The following is a 22592-nucleotide window of genomic DNA, read 5'->3' as shown; positions in this document are numbered from 1 at the left end:
CTCGCGACCGACCGGCGCCCCGAGGCGAAGAGGGCCGGCGGCCGGACCGCTCCGGCGCCCGCGACTCCGCTGCGCGCGGATGCCGAGACACCTCGTCAACCTGCGAAAATACGATACGTGTAAAGGCTATGTAATGGTCGTGTGCACAGCTACTCTGTCGGCGTGTACGACATGATCGACCCGGTCGCCGCTCGCCGTGCGGCCATAGCCGCCGAGAAGGAGCGTCTGGCCCGCGCGCGCGAACGCCGACGCGACGGCGGAGCGGCAGGCGCGAGCGGATTCGTCCAGCGCAAATGGCGCTGGGTCGGTGTCGACGGCGGCGAAGCCGTCGACACGGTGCTGCACGTGCTGAAGGACATCGCGCAGGCTCCCTCGCTGACCGAGGACCAGCGCGCTGTCCTGGCGGAGGCGCTGGAGGGGGCACCGGACCGGGAAACGCTGTTGCCGACGGTACGGGCGGGACTGGCCGGCCTGGAACCGGATGCCGTACTCCACCACCTGCGCGCCCTGTGGGCGGCCGGGGTGCGGTGGCTGAACGAGGCGGGGCTGGAGCGCTGCCGCATCCTGTGCTCGAGCACACCCGGTCAGGAACTGTCCGGTGGAAGGTCGCGCGCGGTCTCGGGCGGCCCCGCCTTCTCCCTGTTCGCCACCGCCGCCACCCGCGGCGCCATACCCGTGCCCAACGCGTTCCTTTCCCAAGTGCTCCCCTGGGCACCCCTGTCGGTCCTCGACGACCTCGTGGACCACGGTGGCCTGCTGCCCGAGGACACACCGTGGACGGCTCGCGACGAGCAGGAAGCGGTGTACCTGCAGGCACGTCTCGACCCCGGCTCGATCAGCCCGCGACAGGCCGAGCGGCTCGGATGGGAGACGCTGCGGCGTCGCCGGGCCTTCCTGGCCGGCGAGACGATCACCCGGCGGGAGCCCGAGGACGTGTGGGACCTGCTGTACGACGTCGTCATCGACGTCCAGCTGTCCTCCCTCGACGCTCTCGACGCGGCCCTGCCACGTGCCCAGCAGATCCAGTTGCGGAACCTCAGGTCCGGGGCGCTCGTCGGGCAGTGGGACGGCGACACCATCCGCGACCGGGGACTGTGGAAGCTGATGGCCGCGCTGTGGCGGCCGACCACGCCCGTCGACCCGCGGCGCAGCGACTTCTACGCCCTGGTCGCCCTCAACCGGGCCTACGACCTGCTGAAGTCCGGCGATCCGGAGGAGGCACTCCGCCAGGCCGAGTCGTTCCGGGACCGGAAGAGCGGCGCCGCGCTGCCCTCCCGCATCATGGACGAGGCGTACACCATCGCCGCCTACGCCGCCGCAGTCGTCTCGGCGGGGACCGCCGACGACCGCGGCGCGAGGGAGCAGCTGGCTCTCGCGGAGACGTACGCGGAGCAGGCGGCGCAGCACGGCGACCCCGTCGCGGAACGCAACCTCGCGCGTGTCCGCGCCTGGAGGGCGACTACCAGGAACAAACGGGAACCGGTGACGAACCCGTTCCTCGAACTCGGACTGGACCACGGGGCGGAAGGCTGGGACCGCCACTGCAGGAACCTCTTCCGCGAGTACGAGCGGGACGGAGACCACGCGGCCCAGGCCCGGCTGAACCGGGCCGAGGACCGCATCCATGAGGCCGCGCGCCACGAGTCCGGCTTCGACGTCTTCTTCCAGGTGCCGCTCGACCCGGCCCGCTACGAGTGGCCCGACGCCGTGCCCAGGCGACCGGTGCCGCCACTCGAACCCCTCGCGCGCCGGACCGGCCCGACGAGCGGTGCGGACCTCGAATCCATCCGGGCCTCGGCGGCCGTCGAACTGCTCGACGACTTCCGCAGCAGCGCACCGCATCTCGACCGTCACCGGCCCACCCGCTGACTGACGGTGCTTTCCCCCTGACGACGCACGATGGTGAGCGAGGCAGAACCAGGTCATGGCACCCCGGAGGATCAGGGCGCAGCGCAGCGCCGTGAAGAAGCCGCCCAAGAACCAGCGGTTGCACCGCCTCTGTCCCCACTGCGGACAGGTACAACAGGGCACGGGGCAGAAGCCCCCGCCGCACAAGCCCGGCGGGCGGGCGCGCCGCAGGGAGAAACGCCGCGAGACGGCCGAGTCGTCCCCCGTCGTGGAGCAGCGCACCGCGCCCGAGCCCATCGACGCCAAGAGCATCATCCAGGGAGTCGTCGAGCGGGTGCCCGCGGCCCTCGCGGACGCGAACGTCGGGGCAACCACGCCGTCGACCGCCCTGAACGTGGCCGTGCGCAAGGCGGTCCTCGACGAGTTCCGCACCCGCGCGCAGTTCGCCGGACGGCTCGCGGAGATCGACGCGCTCGTCTGGGGACGGAAGGCGGACGGCGGCGAACTGCTCGGCGGAGCCCTGCGGGAGCACCTGCGGGAACTGCGCATCACCAGGATGACCGAACCGGAGGAGAGCGACCGGTTCGTCGTGACCGAGGGCGAGGGCGAGGCGTTCGAGGTGCTGCGCCCGGCGTACGTGGACGAAGTGACCGGCAAGGTCATCCTGGCCGGTCACCTGCGGCGGGTCTCCCGACCCGCAGTGGGGGAGGAAGAGTGACGACCGGCATCGACTTCGGCACCACCAACTCGGTGGCCGCCCAGTGGAACGGCGAGTACGTCGAGATCCTGGAACTCGGTGGAGGGGGGCTCGACGCGGACTGGGAGCGGCCGGGCTTCGAGAAGCTCTACCCGTCCGTGGTGGGCACCAGTTCCCTGCGCACCGGAGCCCTGTTCGGCTGGGAAGCCAAACTGAGGTCCGAGAAGGCGGTCGAGGCGTGCAAGCGACTGCTGCGCGAGGAACCGCTCGTGACGGTCGGCGGACGACGCTTCGCCGCCACCACCGCGGCCGCCGGAGTGTTCCGGTCCATGGCCGCGGCCGCCGAGGAGGAAGCCGCGACGGAGACCCGTGAAGCCGTGATCACCGTGCCCGCCAACGCGACGGGAGCGGCGCGCTTCCGCACCCGGGAAGCCGCGCGGGCGGCGGGTATCGCCGTCAGGACACTGCTCAACGAACCGACGGCCGCCGCCATCGCCTACGCGCACACCATGGAGGAGGACGGCGAGTTCCTCGTCTTCGACTGGGGCGGCGGGACCATGGACGCCACCCTGCTCCTGCACGAGGGCGGATTCTTCGACGAGAAGGCCAGCCGCGGCGTCAACCAGCTCGGCGGACTGGAGATCGACACGCGGCTGCGCCGCATGGTGCTCGACCGGGCACCCGCGCGCAGGAAGTGGTCGGAGTCCGAGCAGCGGCAGTTCGCCCTCGACATCGAGCGCAACAAGATTTTGCTGTCCTCCCAGGAGTACGTGCGTATCACCACCCCGGACGGGGCCGCCGTGGAAATCGGCCAGGACGAGTTCTCCGCCGCGATCCAGGACCTGATCAGCCGTGCGCTCGACCCGGTGGAGGAATGCCTCGACCAGGCGCGGATCGACCCGAGCGAACTGAAGGCCGTGCTCATGATCGGCGGAAGCAGCCAGATCCCGGCCGTGCGGGACGCCGTGGCCGAAGCACTGGACTGCGAACTCGTCGGCGCGGACCTGTGCCACCCGATGACCGCCGTCGCCGAGGGGGCCGCCATCTGTGCTGCCGCCATGGACGGAGAGCTGAAGAGCATCATCCGCGTCGTGAACACGCACGCGCTCGGCACCATCACTCAGGACCAGTACGGCAAGCGTGAGTTCAGCGCACTGATCGACCGCAACCAGCGCCTCCCGCAGCAGCGGGTCAAGAGCTACCAGCCGTCGCGGGACGGCGTGTCCAAACTGACCGTCGAGGTGTGGGAAGGCGACCCGGACCGGCCCGTTGACCACCCGGACAACGTCAAGCTCACCGAACTGCCCCTGGACTTCCCACGGCGGTCCCAGGCCGAGGACGCCGTGTTCGACCTGGAGTACACCTACAGCAAGGAAGGACTGCTGTCGGTGCGGGCCACCCTGCAGAAGACCGGGGAGGTGCTCCTCGACGGCGAGGTCAGGGTCTTCGGTGACAGCACCGTCCCTCCGGAGATCGAGAAGGAACTGCGGGAACTCCTCTCGCTGCGCACCACGGGCCGCGAGGCTCCCCGCCCGACCCATCCCCAGCCCGCGCCGACCGCGGAGGCCGAGGACCGAGCCGGCGGTGCGGCCACGGGGACGGCGGTCCGGCCCACGCCTGCGTCAATGGCCCAGTCGGCGGCTGCTCGCAAACAGCCGGCGGCGGCCCTGGTGGTGGACGGGTCCAACCTCGCGTGGAACGGTCGTCCGCCACGTGCCGCCGGCGGGCGCCCCAGCTTCCAGGCGCTGCAGGCAGCCATCAAGTCCCTCCGATTCAAGAACGCCGACCGGGACATCCACGTCGTCATCGACGCCACTCTCCGGCACGATGTCGCGGACGAGGAACGCCCGCTGGTGGAACAGGCGATAGCCGCCGGTACGGTGGTGCAGCCTCCGGCGGGAACGGAGGGCCGGGGCGACGCCCTCGTCATCAGCATCGCGGACGAGATCGGCGGAGTGATCGTCTCCAACGACAACTTCGCGCCCTTCCAGAAGGCCAACCCCTGGCTCCTGGATTCCGGCCGGGTGCTGGGCGCCACGCACTCCCAGGGTCTTTGGGTGTTCAACCCACGCAGGCCGAATTCCGTTCTGGCCGCTGGGCGTCGCCGCTGAGGAACGTACCTGCCGCGGTGCGAATCCCGACGCCGCCTGCCGAGGACTTCGGCAGGCGGCAGCCGTCGGCAGCGTCCGACGGGACTGCTTCGCTGCGGCACTGCCCGGCCGGGTGAAACAAGGCACCTACGACGGCGCGGGCCGACCCTCCCACGCGAGCGAGGCCAAGTCTGGCTCACCGACTCCTGGAAGTACCGCTACGACCTGGTCGGCAACCTCACCTCCCAGGATGGCTCTTCTTGAGGTGGTTCGCGATGCTGGCAGGCGCGCCCGTGTAGCTGCACGAAGGGCATGTCTGCCACACGCCCTCGGATACGGCTCGGGCGCTCACCGAGTGACCTGGGCCGTATCCGTGTCCGTGCAGCAACTGGGCTACGGACGAACCGTACTCGACCGCCAGCAGCGCGGCCTCCGCCACCTTGTCGTGACCGGGGGCGAAGAACGAACCGGCTCCGACCGGCTTGGCGCAGCCGCACCAGCAGGTGCCGGTCGGAGTGAGGCGGGGAAGCGGCTTCGACGTCATGGCATCACCGTAGATCGGTGGACGTGTCTTGATGGGTGCTTTCGCGCGTTCGGCGGTAAGAGGCCAAGCGGCGGCTGCACGAGGACGTGGGGTGGGAGTACACGCCACCGCCGCCTCCCGCACCGCCCGGTTACCACCCCTTCTTCCTCGCCCGCGACGAGTTCGCAGGAGCCGGGTTCAAGGACGAGGCGTAAGCGGGGATGCGGGCCCATCCGCCCGAGGGGTGCGAACCCGTCGACTGGGGCTGCTCCGCCCTCAGGTGCGAGCGGCCGGGGACGACCCTGCTGGACACGGTCGCGAGTACGGTCGCGGAGATCCGCCGTGAGCACGGCCTGGTCTTGAACGACATGGGCATCGAGAAGCCCCAGGAGTGGCTCGGTGACGACAAGAACGGCTGTGCGGCGCAGATCGTGGGGCATCTGTTGCTGATGGCCGCTCACCGGGCCTCGCTGCTGGGGTACGGGCGCAGGGATCTGGTGCGCCTGCTCGACGCGGGGGTGGAGTAGATGGGTTTCGGTCGAGGTGACGGTGAACCGGGCGTCGTCACCGACCGTATCCCTCTTCCATGGGAGGATCGCTCACCATGAGCGCGTCGGCGGCCGTCAGGAGTCTGCGTGCCGCCGTGTTCGCCGCGGTGTGCGTGCTGCTGGCCGCCGCCGGGCACGGGCTGGCCGTGGGGGACATGCCTCCGCTGTGGGCCGACGCGGGTGTCTTTCTGAGTGTGTTCGCCATCGGCTGGGCGCTCGGTGGGCGTGAGCGGTCGCTGGCCGGGATCGGGGCGGCCATGCTGGTCACCCAGGCCGGGCTGCACTTCGCCTTCGGCGCGGCTCACCGGGTCAACGGCTCCGGCGGGAGTACGGACGTCATGCACATGGCGTCCATGCACGGTCACACCATGACGGCGACGCACGCCCACTCCACGGCCGATTCCGCCACGGCCGCCCACCTTCTCGCCGCCCTCCTGGCCTCCTGGTGGCTGCGGCGGGGCGAGGCCGCCCTGTGGTCGCTGCTGCGGCGGGCGGCCGGGCTGGTGCCGGGGCTTGTCGCGTGGTGGCGGGGTGTTTCGCCACCCTTTCCGTACGGACCTGCCGTGCGCGTCCCGGCCGGGCCCGACTCGCTCCGCCTGACCCTGCTGCTGCGGCATGCGGTGCACCGGCGGGGGCCTCCCTCTGCGATCTCGTACTCGGTCTGACCATCCGGCACACATCACTCGTACGGAGATCCACTCAGCCATGTCCGTCTCACCCATGTCCATGAACATGTCCGCGACGCGTGTCGTCCTGCGTCGAGCCGCGGCCGTCACCGCTCTGACCGCCACCGCAGTCCTCGCGGCCGCCGGCGCCGCTTCCGCGCACGTCACTGTCCACCCGGAGAGCTACGAGAAGGGAGCCACCGACGGTGTGCTGACCTTCCGGGTGCCCAATGAGGAGGACGCCGCCTCCACCAGCAAGGTGCAGGTCTTCCTGCCGACCGACCACCCGGTCCTCGGCGTCATGGTCCATCCGCAGGATGGCTGGACCCCCAAGGTGACCACCACCAAGCTGAAGACGCCGGTGAAGACCGATGACGGCACCATCACCGAGGCCGTCTCCCAGATCACCTGGACCGGCGGGAAGATCGGGGCGGGGGAGTACGAGGACTTCGACGTCGCCTTCGGGGAACTGCCGGACAATACGGGTCAGTTGACGTTCAAGACGTTGCAGACCTACTCCGACGGCAAGGTCGTTCGGTGGATCGAGGCGCCCAGTGGTGGTGAGGAGGCCGAGAATCCGGCGCCCACGCTCAAGCTGACGGAGGGGGGAGAAGAGGCTCCCGCTCCTGCGGCGGCGAAGGGCGGTGATTCCGACACCGTGAGGACGGCGGCGACCGACGGGAGCGACGGTACCGCCCGGGGGCTCGGTGTCGGGGGACTCGTCGTGGGGGTGCTGGGGCTGGCCGCGGCCGTCTTCGCCCTCGTGCGGGGGCGGTCCCCGAAGGCGGACGCCTAGCCGGCCACGGGTCAGCGGCGGATCAGGCCCAGGTCCGTCGCCGTGGCCACGGCGGCCGTGCGGGAGTCGACGCCGAGTTTGGTGTAGGTGCGGGCCAGATGGGACTTGACGGTGCCCTCGGTGAGGTGGAGCCGCCGGCCGATCGCCTGGTTGGAGAGGCCCTGCGCGACCAGGGTCAGGACCTCCGTCTCACGCCGGGTCAGGGCGACGGCGGGTGCGCGGAGGCGGTTCATCAGGCGGTCGGCGACGGTCGGGGCCAACGCGGTGCGGCCCGCGGCGGCCGTGCGTACCGCCGCCGCCAGCTCCTCGGGGTGTGCGTCCTTGAGGAGGTAGCCGGTGGCGCCCGCCTCGATGGCGGGCAGCGTGTCGGCGTCGGAGTCGTAGGTGGTGACGATCAGGACCCGCGGCGCGCCGGGGCGGGCGGTGATGAGGGCGGTGGCCTCGGCGCCGCCCATGCCCGCGCCGAACTGAAGGTCCATCAGGACCACGTCGATGTCACCCTCGGCGGCGCGGGTGACCGCGGCCTCGGCGGTGGCGGCCTCCGCCCGCACGACGATGCCGGGCTCGGTCTCCAGCACGGCGCGCAGCCCCGCCCGTACCACCGGGTGGTCGTCGGCCAGCAGCAGACGGATGGGGCTGCCGGACACGGTGGGGGAGGGGCCGCCGGGTACGTCTCGGCCGGGTTCGCGGGGTACGGCCGGCCGAGGGTTGCCGGTGACTTCCCGACTGTGGTTGCGGGGCACGTCCGGGCTGGGACCGCCGGTCACGTCCGGGCTGCGGTCGCTGGGTACGTCCGGCTTGGAGCCGTCGGCCGTGTCCGGCCGTGGGTGGCCGGCTACTTCCGGGCTGGGGCCGCCGGTCAAGTCCGGCCTGGGGCTGTCGGTCACGGGTGGGCCTCGGGTCGTTCGGTTCGTTCGGTTCGTTCGGTTCGCTCGGGTTCGACGGATTGGGGCGCGTGCGCGCCCGGGGCGCGTGGGTTCAGAGGCAGCTGGGCTGACAGGGACGTGCCCCGGCCCGGGGACGAGCCGATGGTGAGGGTGCCGCCCAGGGCGTCCATCCGGGCGCGCATCGCGGCGAGGCCGAAGCCTCCGTCGCCCGGGTCGGGGGACGGCAGCGCGTCGGGGTCGAAGCCGGTGCCGTCGTCGGCGATGTCCACGCAGACGTGGTCGTCCAGGTGGGTGAGGGTGACGTCCGCGGTGGTGGCGCCGGCGTGGCGGACGGTGTTGGCCAGTGCGGACTGGGTGATCCGCAGGAGGGCCACCTCGTGCGCGGTGGGCAGGGGGGCCGGGGCGCCGGTGACGTGGAAGCGGACGGTGAGGGGGTGGCGGGCGGAGGTCGTGGCGCACAGGCGTTCCAGGGCGCCGGCCAGCGTGGTGCCCTCCAGGGCCGGCGGGGTGAGGGCCGCGACGAAGCGACGGGCCTCGGCGAGGTTGTCCACGGCCGCCTGCCGGGCCTGGTCCACATGGCGGGCGGCGGCCTCGGGCCGCTCCGGCAGGGCGCGCTCGGCGGCGCGCAGCAGGAGCTGGATGCTGGACAGGCCCTGGGCGAGGGTGTCGTGGATCTCGCGGGCCAGTCGTTCGCGCTCGGCGAGCACGCCGGCCGTGTGCTGGGCCCGGGCCAGGTCGGCGCGGGTGGCCGTCAGCTCCTCGATCAGCCGGCGGCGCTGTTCGCTCTCCCGGTACAGCGCCTGGTACCCCCACACCACCGCGACGGCCACGGCGGCGCCCAGCGCCGGGCCGATCACCATCGCGACGCTGAAGGCGTGCTGGTGGGCGGCGAAGGCGGTGATCGCCGCCAGCGCGGTCGCCACGACCGCTGCCAGGGCGGACCGGCGCGGCAGCAGGTGGAGCTGGAGGAAGTACAGCGGAAAGGCCAGCCAGACACCGTCGGCGGACAGGGCCAGCAGCACCAGCCAGGCGGCGCCGAGGCAGGCCAGCCACACCGTCGCCGACCGCCGTGACCGGCGTACACCGCGCAGCAGCGGGCCGGCCGCGTACACCAGACCGCAGGCGACGGCGGCGGCGACGGTCGCCCCGGGACGCGGCCCGCCGTCGGTCAGGGCCCGCCCGGCGGCCAGCGCGAGCAGGCCGGCGATCAGCAGGTGCAGGCACCAGGCCAGGACCCGGCCGGTCGGGATCGGGGCGGGGGCGGGGGGAGAGGAGTTCACAGTGCGTCCAGGCTACGGAGGCGGACCCCCGAGGGGCCTCCATCGAAAGTTACAACCCGGATGCCGTCTTTCCGGCCGGTGAAGTGGGGTCCCTTGCCAGATGCCCGGCCGGGCGGCCGTCGGCGACGGTGGGGGCGTACCGATTCGACCACCGCTTCCGTCGTTGAGAGGACAGGCCACCCCCGTGTTCGTCGCCTGGAGAGACCTGAGGTTCGCCAAGGGGCGCTTCGCCCTGATGGGAACCGTCATCGTGCTGATCACCCTGCTGGTCGGTCTGCTGTCCGGGCTGACGGCCGGGCTCGGCAGGCAGAACGTCTCCGCGATCACCGGGCTGCCGGCGGACCGGATCGCCTTCCGGGCGCCCACCGGCGGGCAGGGCCTGTCCTACTCCGAGTCCACCGTCACCGCACGCCAGTGGCGGCAGTGGGCCGGGGCGCCCGGCGTCGAGCGTGCCGAACCGCTGGGGATCACCACGACCAGGGTCACCGCCGGGGGCCGGAGCACCGCGGTCTCCGTGTTCGGCGTCGAGCCCGGTTCCCCGCTCGCTCCGGACGGCGGACGGATCGACGACCGGTCCGCGGTGCTGTCCACCACGGCCGCCGACGACCTCGGTCTCGCCCCCGGCGGCTCCCTCACCCTGGCCGGGCACCGGCTGACCGTCGCCGCCGTACGGGGCGACGCCTCCTTCAGCCACACCCCGGTGATCTGGACCAGCCTGGACACCTGGCGGCGGACCGCGCCGCCCACGGACGCCGCGGACGGCGCCACCGCCACCGTCATCGCCCTGCGCACCGCCGCGGGGGCCGACCTCACGGCCACCGACCGGCGGGCCGGCACCAGGACGGTCTCCGTCGAGGACTCGCTCTCCGCGATCGGCTCCTACACCTCGGAGAACGGCTCCCTGCAGCTCATGCGCGGTTTCCTGTTCGCCATCTCGGCGCTGGTCATCGGGGCCTTCTTCACCGTGTGGACCATCCAGCGCAGCGGCGATGTCGCCGTCCTCAAGGCGCTCGGCGCCTCCACCGCGAGCCTGCTCGGGGACGCCCTGGGCCAGGCCGTCGTCCTGCTGGTCGGCGGCACCGCGGCCGGCACCGGCATCGCCGCCGCCGTCGGCGCCCTCGTCGCCGGCTCGGACGTACCGTTCCTGCTCAGCCCGGGCACGGTACTGCTGCCCGCCGCGGTGATGGTCCTGCTCGGCAGCCTCGGTGCCGGCCTGTCCATCCGCCGCATCACCTCCGTCGACCCGCTGACCGCCCTGGGGAGCGCCCGATGAGCCTCGAGCTGACCGACATCACCCTCACCTACGCGGACGGCGAGACCCGGCTGACCGCTCTCGACCGGGTCACGCTGCAGGTCCCCCGGGGCAGCCTCACCGCGGTCGTCGGCCCCTCAGGCTCCGGCAAGTCCAGCCTGCTGGCCGTCGCCGCCACCCTGATCACGCCCGACGCCGGAACCGTGACCATCGACGGCACGTCCACCACGGGACTGAGCCGCGGCGAACTGACCGAGCTGCGCCGTCACCGGATCGGCATCGTCTTCCAGCAGCCCAACCTGCTGCCCTCCCTCACCGCCGCCGAACAGCTCCAGGTCATGGCCCGGATCGACGGCCGGAGCCCCGGCCGGGCCCGCGGGCGTGCCCTCGAACTCCTCGACGCGGTGGGCCTCGCGGACCGGGCCCATCGCCGGCCCCACCAGCTCTCCGGCGGCCAGCGCCAGCGCGTCAACATCGCGCGCGCCCTGATGAACGACCCCACCGTCCTGCTGGTCGACGAACCCACCAGCGCCCTCGACCACGAACGCGGTGCCGCGGTCATCGGGCTGATCACCCGGCTCACCCGGCAGCGGGCCACCGCCACCGTCCTGGTCACCCACGACCGCAACCACCTGACCGCCGCCGACCGGATCGCCGAGGTCCACGACGGACGCCTCCGCCGCCCCGCACCGACCGGCTGACGGTACGAGACGGCGGAGGCGTGCCGGTGTCCACGGCGCCCTCAGCGCGTGGCCAGCTCCAGCTCCCGCACCAGCGGCTCGCCGACCGCTCCCTGGCCGGCCGCCTCCTCGGCGACCGCCCCCTCGCGGGCCGTCCGCCCGCCGTCCGCACGGGAGCCGCGCCACAGCCACAGCACGTCCCGGCCGAACGACCACACCAGCGAGCCCAGTGACAGCGCCACGATGGCCAGGTTCACCGGATGCGGCAGCAACTCCGCGCCGGCCAGCAGCAGGCATATGCCCTGGAGGGCGGCGACCGTCTTGCGGGCGAAGGACGGCGGCAGCGACGCGTTCAGCCACGGGGCGACGCGGGCCGCCGCCACGAACGCGTACCGCATGCCGCCGATCAGCAGTACCCAGGGCCCCTGCTGCGTCGCCACGTAAACGCTCAGCACCAGGATCAGGAACGCGTCGACCTCCATGTCGAAGCGGGCGCCCAGCGCGGTGGAGGTGCCGGTGCGGCGGGCCACCTTGCCGTCGACGCCGTCCAGCAGCAGCGCCACGGCGGTCAGACCGACCAGCAGCGTCACCGGCGGTGCGCTCTCGAAGGAGTCCGCGACCAGCGCGGTCACCCCGCCCACCAGGGTGGCGCGGCCAAGGGTCACCCGGTTGGCCGGGCCGAACGAGCTGAGCCGGGAGCGGTGCAGGGCGCGGGACAGGACCGCCCAGGTGGCGAACGCGAAGACCAGCCCCGTCAGCCAGCCGGCCGGCCCCATGCCGATCGCCGACCCGAGCAGGGCGAGCAGCAGGAGCTGTACGCCCGCTCCGACAGCGGTCTCCTGCTGGAGCCTCGCGTCATACGTGTTGTTCAGGGCCACCGCACACCCTCCGGCCGAGTGACAGAGTCGATCAACGCCGCGTACTGTGCGCGGCCTGTGCACATCTCGGTACGTGAACAACTTCCCGATCGTTCAGGAGGATGCCGATGAACCGGTCGGCCCGCGCGTTCTGGCTGAGCTCCCCGGGGGCCGGTGAGCTGCGCGACGTCACCCTCGCGGAGCCGGGCGAGGGCGAGGTCCTGGTCCGCACGCTCTACTCCGGAGTGAGCCGCGGCACGGAGACGCTGGTCTTCCGCGGCGGCGTGCCCGACTCCCAACACGCCGTGATGCGGGCGCCGTTCCAGGAGGGCGACTTCCCCGCGCCGGTGAAGTACGGCTACCTGAACGTCGGCGTCGTCGAGGAGGGTCCGCGAGAGCTGATCGGCCGTACGGTCTTCTGTCTGTATCCGCATCAGTCCCGTTACGTCGTTCCGGTGAACGCCGTGACCGTGGTGCCCGACCGGGTGCCCGCCGAGCGTGCCGTGCTCGCCGGGACCGTGGAGACCGCCGTGAACGCACTGTGGGACGCGTCGCCCCTGATCGGCGACCGGATCGCGGTGGTCGGCGGCGGCATGGTCGGCTGCTCGGTCGCCGCGCTGCTCGCCCGCTTCCCCGGCGTACGGCTGCAGCTCGTCGACGCCGACCCGGCCCGCGCCGAGACCGCCGAGGCGCTCGGCGTCGACTTCGCCACCCCCGGCAGCGCGCTCGGCGGGTGCGACCTCGTGGTGCACGCCAGCGCCACCGAACAGGGCCTCGCCCGTGCCCTGGAACTCCTCGCCCCCGAGGGCACGGTCGTCGAACTCAGCTGGTACGGCGACCGGCGCGTCAGCCTGCCGCTCGGCGAGGCCTTCCACTCCCGCCGGCTCACCGTGCGCAGCAGCCAGGTCGGCACCGTCTCCCCGGCCGCCCGCGCCGGCCGGGGCTACGCCGAACGGCTGGCGCTCGCCCTCGACCTGCTCGCCGACCCGGCCCTGGACGCCCTCATCACCGGCGAGAGCTCCTTCGAGGAACTCCCGGAGCTGATGCCCAGGCTCACCTCCGGTGAGATACCGGCCCTGTGCCACCGCATCACCTATCCCGGCAGCGGGCCGGCCCGGACCGGCAGCAGCGGCCTGACCTGAGAAAAGAGTGAGAGGAGGCTGAACACGGGGAAGCGAGAAGCCGTACTACACGGCAATCCCCCGGCAGGTGACCGCCGGGGGCATCAGACGCGCCGCACCTGGAGGGTCGTCCGTTGTTCAGCATCACCGTCCGCGATCACATCATGATCGCCCACAGCTTCCGCGGCGAGGTGTTCGGGCCCGCACAGCGCCTGCACGGCGCCACGTTCCTGGTGGACGCCACGTTCCGCCGCGAACAGCTGGACGATGACAACATCGTCGTCGACATCGGCCTGGCCACCCAGGAGCTGGGCGCCGTCGTCGCCGAGCTGAACTACCGCAACCTCGACAACGAGCCGGAGTTCGCCGGAATCAACACGTCCACCGAGTTCCTGGCCAAGGTCATCGCCGACCGGCTCGCCGACCGCGTCCACGAGGGCGCCCTCGGCGAAGGGGCCAGGGGCCTGGCGGGACTCACCGTCACCCTGCACGAATCGCACATCGCCTGGGCGAGTTACGAGCGTGCCCTGTGACGGAGACGACCGTGAAAGCCGGCGGGGCGCCCGCGAAAACCATCGGGGCGCCCGCGAACACCGCCGGGGCGCCCGGGAAGGCCGCCGGGGCGACGGTGAAAGCCACCGGGACGCCCGCGGAGACCACGCAGAAGGCGCGGCTCACCTACGTGCCCGCGCAGCCCACCGCCCTCGAGAACGTCGGGATCATCCCCATGTCCCTGCGCACCGTGCACTTCGTCATGCCGGGCGGTGTCGACGACCCGGCCGCGCCGAGCGGCGGCAACGCCTACGACCGCCGGGTCTGCCTGGACCTGCCGGGCTTCGGCTGGCAGGCCGTGCGGCACGCCGTGCCCGGCAGCTGGCCGCGCCCCGGCCGCGCCGACCGCGACGTGCTCGCCCGCACGCTGCGGGAACTCCCGGACGACACGGTCGTCCTGCTCGACGGCCTGGTCGCCTGCGGCGTGCCGGAGATCGTCGTCCCCGAGGCGGAGCGGCTGCGGCTCGCGGTGCTGGTGCATCTGCCGCTCGGCGACGAGACCGGCCTGGACCCGGCCGTGGCCGCCGCCCTGGACGCCCGCGAGCGCGTGGTGCTGCGGGCGGCGGGCGCGGTGATCGCCACCAGCGACTGGGCCGTCCGCCGGATCGTCTCCCACCACGGCCTCGACCCGCAGCGGGTGCATGTCGCGGCGCCCGGCGCCGACATCGCGCCCCTCGCACCGGGCACCGACGGCGTCTCCCGGCTGCTCTGCGTCGCCGCCGTCACCCCGCGCAAGGGCCAGCACCGGCTGGTCGAGGCGCTGGCCGCCGTGACCGACCTGCCGTGGAGCTGCGTGTGCGTCGGCGGGCTCACCCAGGACCCGGAGTACGTCGACCGGTTGCGCGGTCTGATCCGCGAACGCGGCCTCGACGACCGGCTGCTGCTCGCCGGGCCCCGGGCCGGCGCCGAACTCGACGCGGCGTACGCGTCGGCCGACCTGATGGTCCTCACCTCGTACGCGGAGACCTACGGCATGGCCGTCACCGAGGCGCTCGCCCGGGGAATCCCGGTGCTGGCGACCGACGTCGGCGGAGTGTCCGAGGCGGTCGGCCGCGCCCCCGACGGCGGTGTCCCAGGCATCCTCGTCCCCCCGGAGGACCCGGCGGCGCTCGCCGCCGAATTGCGCGGCTGGTTCGGGGAACCCGATGTACGCCGCCGGCTCAAGGCCGCGGCCCGCGGCCGCCGCGCGGCACTCGACGGCTGGGCGACCACCGCCCGCAGCCTGGCCGGCGTCCTCGGCCGGCTCCCCGAGGCACCGAGGAGGGCGGCATGACGGACACACGGACGGTGGCCGGGGGCATCCCGGCCCAACCGGGCCCCGGCGGAGCCGAGTTCGTGCCGGACGGCGAGGAGGCCGCGATGGGTGCCGGTGCACACGAGAGCGACCCGGCCGGTGTGATCGCCGGTGCCGGTCCCGTCACCGGCCCCGGCGAACGGGCCACCGTACGGCTGCGGGACGGCGAGCCGCAGGAACCGCCCCGGTACGCCCCCGAGTGGCTGCGGCTGCGGGAACCGGCCGACGCGGCGGCGCGGGCCACCGAGCCGCTGGACACGCTGCGGATCGGGCTGGCCGAACGGCCCGGCGGGGCGGGCGGATCGGCCGTCCACGACCTGGGCTGCGGCACGGGTTCGATGGGCCGCTGGCTCGCGCCGCGGCTGGACGGCCCCCAGCACTGGGTCCTGCACGACCGCGACCCGTACCTGCTGCACTTCGCCGCCGCGGGTTCTCCGCGCGCCGCCGCCGACGGCAGCCGGGTCACCGTCGAGACCCGGCGCGGCGACGTCGCCCGGCTGACCCCGGACGCGCTGAACGGGGCCGCGCTGGTGACCGCTTCCGCGCTGCTGGACGTCCTCACCCGCGAGGAGGTCGAGACCCTCGCCGCCGCCTGCGTCGACGCGGGCTGCCCGGCGCTGCTCACCCTGTCCGTCGCGGGCCGGGTCGAACTCACCCCGCCGGACCCGCTGGACGCCGAGATCGCCGAGGCGTTCAACGCCCACCAGCGGCGCGACGGGCTGCTCGGCCCGGACGCGGTCACGGTGGCCTGCGAGGCGTTCACCGAGCGCGGGGCGACCGTACGGGTGCATCCGAGCCCGTGGCGGCTCGGGCCGGAGGAGTCCGCGCTGACCGCGCAGTGGCTGCGGGGCTGGGTGGGCGCGGCCGTCGAGGAGCGGCCCGAGCTGTCCGAGCGAGCCGAGCGCTATCTGCGTGAGCGGCTGGCCGCCTGCGAGGCCGGTGAGTTGAACGTCGTGGTCCACCACAGCGATCTGCTCGCGCTGCCCGAGCCGGTGGGCGGGGCGTCGTCATGAGCGGACAGGCGGTGGAGACCGGCGCGCGGCCGCGCCGGGGGAGGGCGGCGAAACCCCGCCTGGCACGGGTGATCCCGCATGCGCGGATCAGGGGCGTGCGAGGTGGCACCACGGCTCACGCGGTGAGCGAGGCGACGGCGCCGGCGGAGACGTCCGCGCCCGGGACCGCCCGGCGCGAAGCCCCCCACCGCCTGTTCCGCGGGCTCGACTCCCGTGTCGTCCGCACCCACTTGGGCACGGTCGCCGGCGTGGCCATCGTCGCCGGGCTGCTGTGGCGGCTCGGCACGGGTGTGCTCCTCGACGGGCTGCGGCGGATCGACTCGGCGTCGCTGCTGCTGGCCCTGGGCATCGGGCTGGTCACCACGGTGTTCAGCGCGTGGCGCTGGCAGTTGGTGGCCCGGGGCCTGCGCATCCGGCTGCCGTTCGGGCCGGCGGTCGCCGACTACTACCGGGCGCTGTTCCTCAACGCGGCCCTGCCCGGCGGGGTGCTGGGCGATGTGCACCGGGCGGTCCGGCACGGGCAGAGCGCCGGAGACATCCGGCGCGGGGTGAAGGCGGTCGTGCTCGAACGGGTCGCCGGTCAGGTCGCGCTGGCCGTGTTCGGCGTGGTGGTGCTGGTGGCCCTGCCGTCGCCGGTGAGGGACGAGGTGCGCGGGCTCGCGGCTCCGGTGGCGCCGGCCCTGGTGGGTGCGCTCGCCGTCGTACTCGCCGTCCGGCTGAACCGCGCACCCTCCCGCCGCGGCGGCGCCCTGCGTTCAGCGCTCGGTGAGGCCCGCCGGGGGCTGCTGTCGCGCGAGGCCGGACCCGGGGTCGCGCTGTCCTCCGCCGTCGTACTGGCCGGGCACGTCGCGATGTTCGTCGTGGCCGCCCGGATCGCCGGGTCGGCCGCGTCCGTGCCGGTGCTGCTGCCCATCGCGGTGCTCGCCCTGGTCGCCATGGGGCTTCCGCTGAACGTCGGTGGTTTCGGCCCCCGCGAGGGCGTCACCGCCTGGGCGTTCGGCGCCGCCGGGCTCGGCGCGAGCAGCGGGGTGGCCGTCGCCGTGGTGTACGGGGTGCTGAGCTTCGTCGCGAGCCTGCCCGGAGCCGCCGTGCTCGTCGCCCGCTGGTACACCGGGCTGCGCGGCTACCCCCGCGCCGCTACCGGGCCGGAGTCCGAGGTGAGCAGGTCGAAGAGGGCGCCGAACGAGTCCACCAGGCCGGCCAGCAGTTCCTTCCCCTTCTCCGCCGAACCCAGCGAAGGGCGGCCGATGACACCCGATTCGGTGTAGGCGGACATTCCCACGGTGAGGAGATGACGACGGTCGTCAGCGGTGAAATCGGCGGACTCGTAACCAGGGCGGACGAATTCGGGGTGAGCGTGCAGCAGAATGGACGTCTCGATCTCGCCCGCGTGCATGTCGGTGAGCAGGGAGGTGAGCACACCGGACCGCTCCCGCGCCGCCTCCCAGTCCTCGGCGGCCGGGAACAGCGCCATCCGCTCCCCGCGCGCGGAGGCCTCCTGGACGACGTTGCCCAGCACGTAGTTGCCGCCGTGGCCGTTCACCACGACCAGCGCCTCGACACCCGATCGGCGCAGCGAGTCCGCGATGTCCCGGACCACCGCGTGCAGGGTCACCGCGGAGATGCTGACGGTCCCCGGCCAGTCCGCGTGCTCGTGCGAACAGCCGATCGTCACGGGCGGAAGGAGGTGCACCGGATACGCGCCGGCGATCTCCCGGGCCACGGCACAGGCGACGAGCGTGTCGGTCGCCAGCGGAAGGAAGGGGCCATGCTGTTCGAAGCTGCCGACGGGAAGGACGGCGACCTGTGTTGAAACGCCCGCCCCCCGCATCCGTACGTCTTCCGTAGTGTCCGCCGGTACCACCCCGACGCCGGCCGTCCGCGCGCCCGAACCACTCATCTTTCCCGGCCCTTCGTCTCTGCTTAGGAATCAGATCATGACAGAAAACCTCGGTGTCCTCGGCGAGAAGTCCTCGCGGCGCTCGGGCGCGGAACGCGTCGTCAGCGCGCCGCTGCCCACCGTGTACGGGCAGTTCCAGGCGATCGGCTACCTGGACCACGACCGCGGTGACGAACAAGTCGCCCTCGTGTACGGGGAGATCGGGACCGAGAGCGTGCTGACCCGGCTGCACTCGGAGTGCCTGACCGGGGACGCGTTCGGCTCCCGTCACTGCGAGTGCGGCGACCAGCTGGCCTCGGCCCTGCGCGCGGTGGTCGCCGAAGGCAGCGGCATCGTCGTCTATTTGAGGGGACACGAGGGCCGGGGCATCGGCCTGCTGGCCAAGCTGCGCGCGATGGCCCTGCAGGCGGAGGGCCTGGACACGGTCGAGGCGAACCTGGCGCTCGGCCTGCCGGTCGACGCCCGCGACTACGGTGTCGCCGCCGGGATCCTGCACGACCTCGGGGTGCGGTCGGTCCGGCTGATGTCCAACAACCCGCGCAAGCGGGAGGCGCTGGTACGGCACGGCATCCAGGTCGCCGAGCAGGTGCCGCTGCTGATCGAGCCGTGCGAGAGCAACATCACCTACCTGCGGACCAAGCGCGAGCGCCTGGACCACGTCCTGCCCCATCTGGACGCCGTCGCCCACGGGTCCTGAGCGGCCGGGCCGGGGGCGGGGCGGGCGTCGCCGGCCGCCCGCCCCGCCCCCGGCCCGGTCCCACTCGCGCCCGTCAGCTGTGCTGTCCGATGCGGTCGACCACCTGGATGTCCTTCAGAGTCCTGGTCTCGTAGTAGTAGTTGACCTGCTTCCACTCGCCGTGGATCTTCTTCGGCGAACTCCCCTCGGTGCGCAGGCCCAGATAGTCGTAGGTCCTGCGGTCGAAGAGGAAGGTGAACGACGCCTTCGGGTGCGAGACTCCGACGGCCTCGCGGCCGGCGACGTCGGCGTCGTGGTAGTCGAGCTTGATGTGGGGAAGCTTCGACAGCGCCTCGAAGGTCCCGGCCTGCAGGCCGGGGGGCATGACACGCGGCCCCATCAGCAGCATGCAGCCCTCGAAGAAGGCCATCACATCGTCGGCGGGCGCGCCCGCGTTGCCCCGGAACATGGCCAGCAGCTCGTCGGGGTCCGTCGGCATCTTCTGCAGCTTGGAGTAGACCGTCGGAGGCCACCTCACCTCGTGCTTGCCGAGCGGAGGGTCGTGGTGGACCTTTCCGTGCTCCTGGCGCAGGGACGGCTTCGAGCCGTCCACCGACATCCAGCTCTCGTCGGTCCACGTCCTGGTGGGCCCGCCCTTCACCGGCACCTGGGTGATGTAGGTACGGGTGTAGAAGTACTGGTCGTCGCGCGGCACGGGGAGGTGGCTGCCCGCGGCGCGCGATCTGTCGGCGGCCCGGCGCAGCACCTCCGCCGCGCTGACCGCTTCCAGCCGCGGCGCGCGGTCGCCCTCGTCGTCGAGTGCCACGACCACGGCGCCCGCGGCCGCCGCCGTCAGGCCGGCGAACGCGGTGCGGAGCACGATCCGCCGGCTCAGCCGGCCCGCACGGGGCGCGGTGCCCTCCGACTCCCGTGTCATGGCGGCCTCCAGGCGGGCCCGGGCGGCGGTGCGGGCCTCCTCGGACGGTCCCGGCCGCCCGGCGTCCCACGCGCGCACCGTGGTCAGTTCATCCATGATCGGTTCCCTTCTCAGGTGCGGTCGAGGTGGTGGCCTCCGGGGCGCCCAGTGCCCGGCGCAGCCTGGTGCGGGCCCGGTGGAGGCGGGAGCGCACCGTGCCGACGGGCAGGCCCAGCGCCTGCGCGGCCTCCGCGTAGTCGAGCTCGCCCCAGGCGACGACCAGCAGCACGTCCCGGTAACGGGCGGGCAGTTCGGCGAGGGCGCCGGCCAGCACGCCGTGCGCCTCCGCGGAGTTGGTGACCCCGTCCTCCGGGCCGGCCTGCTCCTCCCGCCCCTCCGACAGCGACGCCATCCGGGACAGTGCCCGCAGCCGGCGTGCCTCGTCCCTGCGGTGACGGCCGATCAGGTTGGTGGCGATCCCGTACAGCCAGGGCCGGGCGTGCGGATGGGACACGTCGTAACGCCGCCGGCGCTGGAAGGCGATCACGAAGGTCTCCGCCATCAGGTCGTCGGCGGTGTCGGAGCCCAGGCGCCGGGCGATGTAGCGGTGGATGTCGTCGGCGTGGCGGTCGAAGATCACGGCGAACGTGTCGGGCGTCTCCCAGGACCGCTCGATGACCGAGCCGTCGGAGGCCCCGCTCGCGTCCGCCGCCACATCCGGGGCGGGCAGCAGGGTCACGTTCCACCTCTGCGATTCATGTCGCGTCCTCGGGTCTCGGGGTCGTGTGGTCACCTGCTGTTCGCCGCTGCGCGGCTACGAGTTCCAGACAGTCGAGTGATGTGCGTCACATAATTGCGGGCGCGGGTCGGCAGATGACGCAGGAGCCACCGCCCAGGCCCGTCCCGGGGTCCGCGGCGAGACGCCACATGCGGAGCGGACCGTCCAGCACGGACTCGTCTCCGGGGCTGTGGCCGAGCCAGTCCCGACCCTGGGCGGCGGCCCGCTCCGCCGGGCCGAACGACAGGGCGCGTTCGACACGCGGCAGTGCGGCGCGCACGTCGCCAGAGGTGAGCAGGAGGTTTCCGCACCAGCCCGGCAGGTAGCCGGGGGGTCAGACCACGAGGGATTCGTGCACCAGGCGGCGCAGGTCCGGGAAGACCTTCAGGTTCTTCGGGCGGACCTGGGTCATGAACTGGACGGTCAGGTCGTGGGCGGGGGCGATCCAGAAGGCGGTGGTGGCTACGCCGGTCCAGCCGCAGGTACCCGGGCTCGTGGGGGCGAGGGTGCGGGTCGGGTCGACGACGACGGAGACGTTGAAGCCGAAGCCGAGCCCCGCGTTGTGGCGCTCCTGGTGGACGGGGGCGCCGAAGGAGTCGAGCTGGGCGCCGCCGGGCAGTTGGTTGCGGGTCATCAGGGCGACCGACCCGGGGGACAGCAGGCGGGTGCCGTCCAGCTCGCCGCCCCGCCGCAGCATCTCCATGAACCGGTGGAAGTCCCCGGCGGACGCGACCAGGCCGCCGCTGCCGGACAGGAACAGCGGCCGGCCCCGTACCGGCAGCCCCGGGACCGGGGTGATGCCGCCGTCCTCCGTCTCGCCGTACAACTCGGCGAGCCGGTCGGCCTGTTCGTCCGTGATGTGGAACCCGGTGTCCGTCATGCCGAGCGGGCCGAGGATCCGCTCGGCGAAGAACTCGTCCAGCGGTTGGCCCGAGACCACTTCGATCACCCTGCCCAGCACATTGGAGGCGACGGAGTAGTTCCACCGCGTGCCCGGCTCGAACTGCAACGGCATGCGCGCGTACACCTCGACGGTCTCGGCGAGATCCTTGCCCGGCGGGACCGAGTACTCCAGGCCCGCCTCGCGGTACAGCGCGTCGACGGGGTGCTTGTGGTAGAAGCCGAAGGTCAGGCCCGCCGTGTGGGTGAGCAGATGCCGGATCAGGATCGGGCCGCGGGCCGGGCGGGTGCGCAGGTCCGTGCCCGAGCCGCCCTCGTACACCCGCGGGGCGGCGAACGCGGGCAGGTGCCGTTCGAGCGGGTCGTCCAGGCAGAGGCGGCCCTCCTCCACCAGCAGCAGCACCGCGACGGCGGTGACCGGCTTGGTCATGGAGTAGATCCGCCACAGGGTGTCCGTCCCGACCGGCAGCCCGGCCGCGCGGTCCCGGTGACCGTAGGCGGTGAGGTGGGCGACGCGGCCGCCGCGGGCCACGGAGACCAGGTAGCCGGGCAGCCGCCCGTCGTCGACGAGGCGGGCGAAGTGCCGGTCCAGGCGGTCGAGCGCCTTCGGGTCCAGTCCGGCCTCACCCGGGTCGGCTTCCTGCCGCAGCTCTGCCATCGCTCTCCTCCGGTCGCGTCGTACCCGCGCGGCACGACCGCCGTTCCCGCCGGAACGGCCGCACGGTCTCATCGTCGCGCAGGAACGCCGGGACGGACCCCGTCGGCGGCGGGTGTGATCGACATGACGTCCAGGCCCGGCGAGCACCGGCAACGCCTTTCCCTGTCCCACGCCCTTCGGGCGGGAATGCGCGGCCCGTCCCGGCGGGTTGATCCAGGTATGACTCAGGACGCCACGCAGGACGACGCACTGCTGAAGCTGCTCGGTGAGGGGCACGGCGGGGTGCTGGTCACCCTCAAGAAGGACGGCAGGCCCCAGCTGTCCAACGTCGCCCACGTCTACTATCCGGACGAGCGGGTCATCCGCGTCTCGCTCACCGACGACCGGGCCAAGACCCGCAACCTGCGCCGCGACCCCCGCGCGTCCTACCACGTCACCACCGCCGACCGGTGGGCCTACACGGTCGCCGAGGGCACCGCCGACCTCTCGCCGGTCGCCCGCGATCCGCACGACGAGACGGTCGAGGAACTCGTCCGGCTCTACCGGGACGTCTCCGGTGAACACCCGGACTGGGACGACTACCGGGCCGCCATGGTCCGCGACCGCCGGCTGGTGCTGCGGCTGCGTGTCGAGCGGGCGTACGGCATCCCGAAGCGCTGAG

At 72.9% G+C, this 22592-nt stretch carries 22 protein-coding genes and 1 pseudogene; 15 read left to right on the top strand and 8 right to left on the bottom strand.

The annotated features are described in order from the left end of the window. Positions 1-141 precede the first annotated feature (141 nt). Genes ACWCPN_RS26295 through ACWCPN_RS26285 form a run of 3 tightly spaced genes read left to right on the top strand, consistent with a single transcriptional unit; the run spans position 142 to position 4656 of the window. Complete coding sequence (locus ACWCPN_RS26295) at positions 142-1869, top strand: hypothetical protein (protein WP_451210731.1); 1728 nt, start codon at positions 142-144, stop codon at positions 1867-1869. A 55-nt stretch (positions 1870-1924) separates the two neighbouring features. Then, on the top strand, positions 1925-2566 hold the full coding sequence (locus ACWCPN_RS26290) for a hypothetical protein (RefSeq protein ID WP_389301087.1): 642 nt from the start codon (positions 1925-1927) through the stop codon (positions 2564-2566). Further along, a complete protein-coding gene (locus ACWCPN_RS26285) occupies positions 2563-4656 on the top strand; it encodes an Hsp70 family protein (RefSeq protein WP_451210728.1) in 2094 nt (697 codons plus the stop codon). The genes ACWCPN_RS26290 and ACWCPN_RS26285 overlap by 4 nt, the downstream gene beginning before the upstream one ends. A 217-nt stretch (positions 4657-4873) precedes the next feature. Here the strand turns inward: ACWCPN_RS26285 and ACWCPN_RS26280 are convergent, their stop codons facing one another. Next, positions 4874-5179 carry a hypothetical protein gene (locus ACWCPN_RS26280; protein WP_451210726.1) on the bottom strand — a complete coding sequence of 102 codons (306 nt, stop codon included), beginning with the start codon at positions 5177-5179 and terminating at the stop codon, positions 4874-4876. Between the two features lie 200 nt (positions 5180-5379). Here ACWCPN_RS26280 and ACWCPN_RS26275 point away from each other — a divergent pair, with 200 nt between their 5' ends. The 3 genes from ACWCPN_RS26275 (at position 5380) to ACWCPN_RS26265 (ending at position 7167) form a co-directional block, all read left to right on the top strand. Next, the gene (locus ACWCPN_RS26275; protein ID WP_451210724.1) at positions 5380-5685 is read left to right on the top strand and encodes an amidase; all 306 of its coding nucleotides are present in this window, start codon (positions 5380-5382) and stop codon (positions 5683-5685) included. 77 nt (positions 5686-5762) lie between these two features. Continuing rightward, positions 5763-6371: a hypothetical protein gene (locus ACWCPN_RS26270; protein ID WP_451210721.1), complete on the top strand. Its 609-nt coding sequence runs from the start codon at positions 5763-5765 to the stop codon at positions 6369-6371. A 67-nt stretch (positions 6372-6438) separates the two neighbouring features. Beyond that, entirely contained in the window at positions 6439-7167 is a 729-nt protein-coding gene (locus tag ACWCPN_RS26265; protein WP_451211035.1) for a YcnI family protein, read from the top strand. An 11-nt stretch (positions 7168-7178) separates the two neighbouring features. Here the strand turns inward: ACWCPN_RS26265 and ACWCPN_RS26260 are convergent, their stop codons facing one another. Next, a complete protein-coding gene (locus ACWCPN_RS26260; protein ID WP_451210718.1) occupies positions 7179-7814 on the bottom strand; it encodes a response regulator in 636 nt (211 codons plus the stop codon). Positions 7815-8050: 236 nt separating this feature from the next. After that, a complete protein-coding gene (locus ACWCPN_RS26255) occupies positions 8051-9334 on the bottom strand; it encodes a sensor histidine kinase (protein ID WP_451210715.1) in 1284 nt (427 codons plus the stop codon). Positions 9335-9518: 184 nt separating this feature from the next. On the opposite strand from ACWCPN_RS26255, the gene ACWCPN_RS26250 reads away from it, so the two are divergent. Beyond that, the gene (locus ACWCPN_RS26250) at positions 9519-10607 is read left to right on the top strand and encodes an ABC transporter permease (protein ID WP_451210712.1); all 1089 of its coding nucleotides are present in this window, start codon (positions 9519-9521) and stop codon (positions 10605-10607) included. Then, positions 10604-11287 carry an ABC transporter ATP-binding protein gene (locus ACWCPN_RS26245; RefSeq protein ID WP_451210709.1) on the top strand — a complete coding sequence of 228 codons (684 nt, stop codon included), beginning with the start codon at positions 10604-10606 and terminating at the stop codon, positions 11285-11287. Before ACWCPN_RS26250 ends, ACWCPN_RS26245 begins: the two co-directional genes overlap by 4 nt. Before the next feature lie 41 nt (positions 11288-11328). Here ACWCPN_RS26245 and ACWCPN_RS26240 read toward each other — a convergent pair whose 3' ends face one another. After that, positions 11329-12144 carry a CDP-alcohol phosphatidyltransferase family protein gene (locus ACWCPN_RS26240; RefSeq protein ID WP_451210706.1) on the bottom strand — a complete coding sequence of 272 codons (816 nt, stop codon included), beginning with the start codon at positions 12142-12144 and terminating at the stop codon, positions 11329-11331. Positions 12145-12251: 107 nt separating this feature from the next. Here ACWCPN_RS26240 and ACWCPN_RS26235 point away from each other — a divergent pair, with 107 nt between their 5' ends. From ACWCPN_RS26235 to ACWCPN_RS26215, 5 genes and pseudogenes are all read left to right on the top strand, one after another. Continuing rightward, positions 12252-13265: a dehydrogenase gene (locus tag ACWCPN_RS26235; RefSeq protein ID WP_451210703.1), complete on the top strand. Its 1014-nt coding sequence runs from the start codon at positions 12252-12254 to the stop codon at positions 13263-13265. A gap of 113 nt (positions 13266-13378) precedes the next feature. Beyond that, entirely contained in the window at positions 13379-13777 is a 399-nt protein-coding gene (locus tag ACWCPN_RS26230; protein WP_199212747.1) for a 6-pyruvoyl trahydropterin synthase family protein, read from the top strand. Positions 13778-13872: 95 nt separating this feature from the next. Beyond that, positions 13873-15069, top strand: coding sequence for a glycosyltransferase family 4 protein (locus tag ACWCPN_RS26225; RefSeq protein ID WP_451211033.1), 1197 nt, complete (start codon positions 13873-13875; stop codon positions 15067-15069). Between the two features lie 86 nt (positions 15070-15155). Beyond that, positions 15156-16103: a methyltransferase domain-containing protein gene (locus ACWCPN_RS26220; RefSeq protein WP_451211030.1), complete on the top strand. Its 948-nt coding sequence runs from the start codon at positions 15156-15158 to the stop codon at positions 16101-16103. Next, positions 16100-17173 (top strand): annotated as a pseudogene (locus ACWCPN_RS26215) (lysylphosphatidylglycerol synthase transmembrane domain-containing protein); the annotation flags it as partial. The gene ACWCPN_RS26220 and the pseudogene ACWCPN_RS26215, both read left to right, overlap by 4 nt. 53 nt (positions 17174-17226) lie before the next feature. On the opposite strand, the gene ACWCPN_RS26210 reads toward ACWCPN_RS26215, so the two are convergent. Further along, on the bottom strand, positions 17227-18003 hold the full coding sequence (locus tag ACWCPN_RS26210) for a creatininase family protein (RefSeq protein WP_451210700.1): 777 nt from the start codon (positions 18001-18003) through the stop codon (positions 17227-17229). Between the two features lie 37 nt (positions 18004-18040). Between ACWCPN_RS26210 and ribA the strand changes: the two genes are divergently transcribed. Then, positions 18041-18700 (top strand): GTP cyclohydrolase II, encoded by a 660-nt coding sequence (gene ribA, locus ACWCPN_RS26205; RefSeq protein ID WP_451210698.1) that lies wholly within the window; start codon positions 18041-18043, stop codon positions 18698-18700. A 73-nt stretch (positions 18701-18773) separates the two neighbouring features. Here the strand turns inward: ribA and ACWCPN_RS26200 are convergent, their stop codons facing one another. From ACWCPN_RS26200 to ACWCPN_RS26190, 3 genes are all read right to left on the bottom strand, one after another. After that, on the bottom strand, positions 18774-19712 hold the full coding sequence (locus ACWCPN_RS26200) for a CU044_5270 family protein (RefSeq protein WP_451210695.1): 939 nt from the start codon (positions 19710-19712) through the stop codon (positions 18774-18776). After that, a complete protein-coding gene (locus ACWCPN_RS26195) occupies positions 19705-20334 on the bottom strand; it encodes an RNA polymerase sigma factor (protein ID WP_451210692.1) in 630 nt (209 codons plus the stop codon). The genes ACWCPN_RS26200 and ACWCPN_RS26195 overlap by 8 nt, the downstream gene beginning before the upstream one ends. A gap of 373 nt (positions 20335-20707) precedes the next feature. Further along, the gene (locus ACWCPN_RS26190) at positions 20708-21931 is read right to left on the bottom strand and encodes a serine hydrolase domain-containing protein (RefSeq protein ID WP_451210689.1); all 1224 of its coding nucleotides are present in this window, start codon (positions 21929-21931) and stop codon (positions 20708-20710) included. 219 nt (positions 21932-22150) lie between these two features. Between ACWCPN_RS26190 and ACWCPN_RS26185 the strand changes: the two genes are divergently transcribed. Next, complete coding sequence (locus ACWCPN_RS26185; protein ID WP_451210686.1) at positions 22151-22591, top strand: TIGR03618 family F420-dependent PPOX class oxidoreductase; 441 nt, start codon at positions 22151-22153, stop codon at positions 22589-22591. Position 22592 lies beyond the last annotated feature (1 nt).

The sequence above is a fragment of the Streptomyces sp. NPDC002386 genome, assembly GCF_053593175.1.
The sequence above is the reverse complement of the archived record's forward strand: the minus strand, read 5'-3'. Positions and strand labels throughout refer to the sequence as shown.

What these genes read in the sequence shown, in the direction of transcription:
- ribA (WP_451210698.1), top strand. Translation starts at nt 18,041, where the DNA reads ATGACAGAAAACCTCGGTGTCCTCGGCGAGAAGTCCTCGCGGCGCTCG.
- ACWCPN_RS26200 (WP_451210695.1), bottom strand. Translation starts at nt 19,712, where the DNA reads ATGGATGAACTGACCACGGTGCGCGCGTGGGACGCCGGGCGGCCGGGA.
- ACWCPN_RS26280 (WP_451210726.1), bottom strand. Translation starts at nt 5,179, where the DNA reads ATGACGTCGAAGCCGCTTCCCCGCCTCACTCCGACCGGCACCTGCTGG.
- ACWCPN_RS26275 (WP_451210724.1), top strand. Translation starts at nt 5,380, where the DNA reads ATGCGGGCCCATCCGCCCGAGGGGTGCGAACCCGTCGACTGGGGCTGC.
- ACWCPN_RS26185 (WP_451210686.1), top strand. Translation starts at nt 22,151, where the DNA reads ATGACTCAGGACGCCACGCAGGACGACGCACTGCTGAAGCTGCTCGGT.
- ACWCPN_RS26220 (WP_451211030.1), top strand. Translation starts at nt 15,156, where the DNA reads ATGGGTGCCGGTGCACACGAGAGCGACCCGGCCGGTGTGATCGCCGGT.
- ACWCPN_RS26210 (WP_451210700.1), bottom strand. Translation starts at nt 18,003, where the DNA reads ATGAGTGGTTCGGGCGCGCGGACGGCCGGCGTCGGGGTGGTACCGGCG.
- ACWCPN_RS26190 (WP_451210689.1), bottom strand. Translation starts at nt 21,931, where the DNA reads ATGGCAGAGCTGCGGCAGGAAGCCGACCCGGGTGAGGCCGGACTGGAC.
- ACWCPN_RS26290 (WP_389301087.1), top strand. Translation starts at nt 1,925, where the DNA reads ATGGCACCCCGGAGGATCAGGGCGCAGCGCAGCGCCGTGAAGAAGCCG.
- ACWCPN_RS26265 (WP_451211035.1), top strand. Translation starts at nt 6,439, where the DNA reads ATGTCCGCGACGCGTGTCGTCCTGCGTCGAGCCGCGGCCGTCACCGCT.
- ACWCPN_RS26245 (WP_451210709.1), top strand. Translation starts at nt 10,604, where the DNA reads ATGAGCCTCGAGCTGACCGACATCACCCTCACCTACGCGGACGGCGAG.
- ACWCPN_RS26235 (WP_451210703.1), top strand. Translation starts at nt 12,252, where the DNA reads ATGAACCGGTCGGCCCGCGCGTTCTGGCTGAGCTCCCCGGGGGCCGGT.
- ACWCPN_RS26270 (WP_451210721.1), top strand. Translation starts at nt 5,763, where the DNA reads ATGAGCGCGTCGGCGGCCGTCAGGAGTCTGCGTGCCGCCGTGTTCGCC.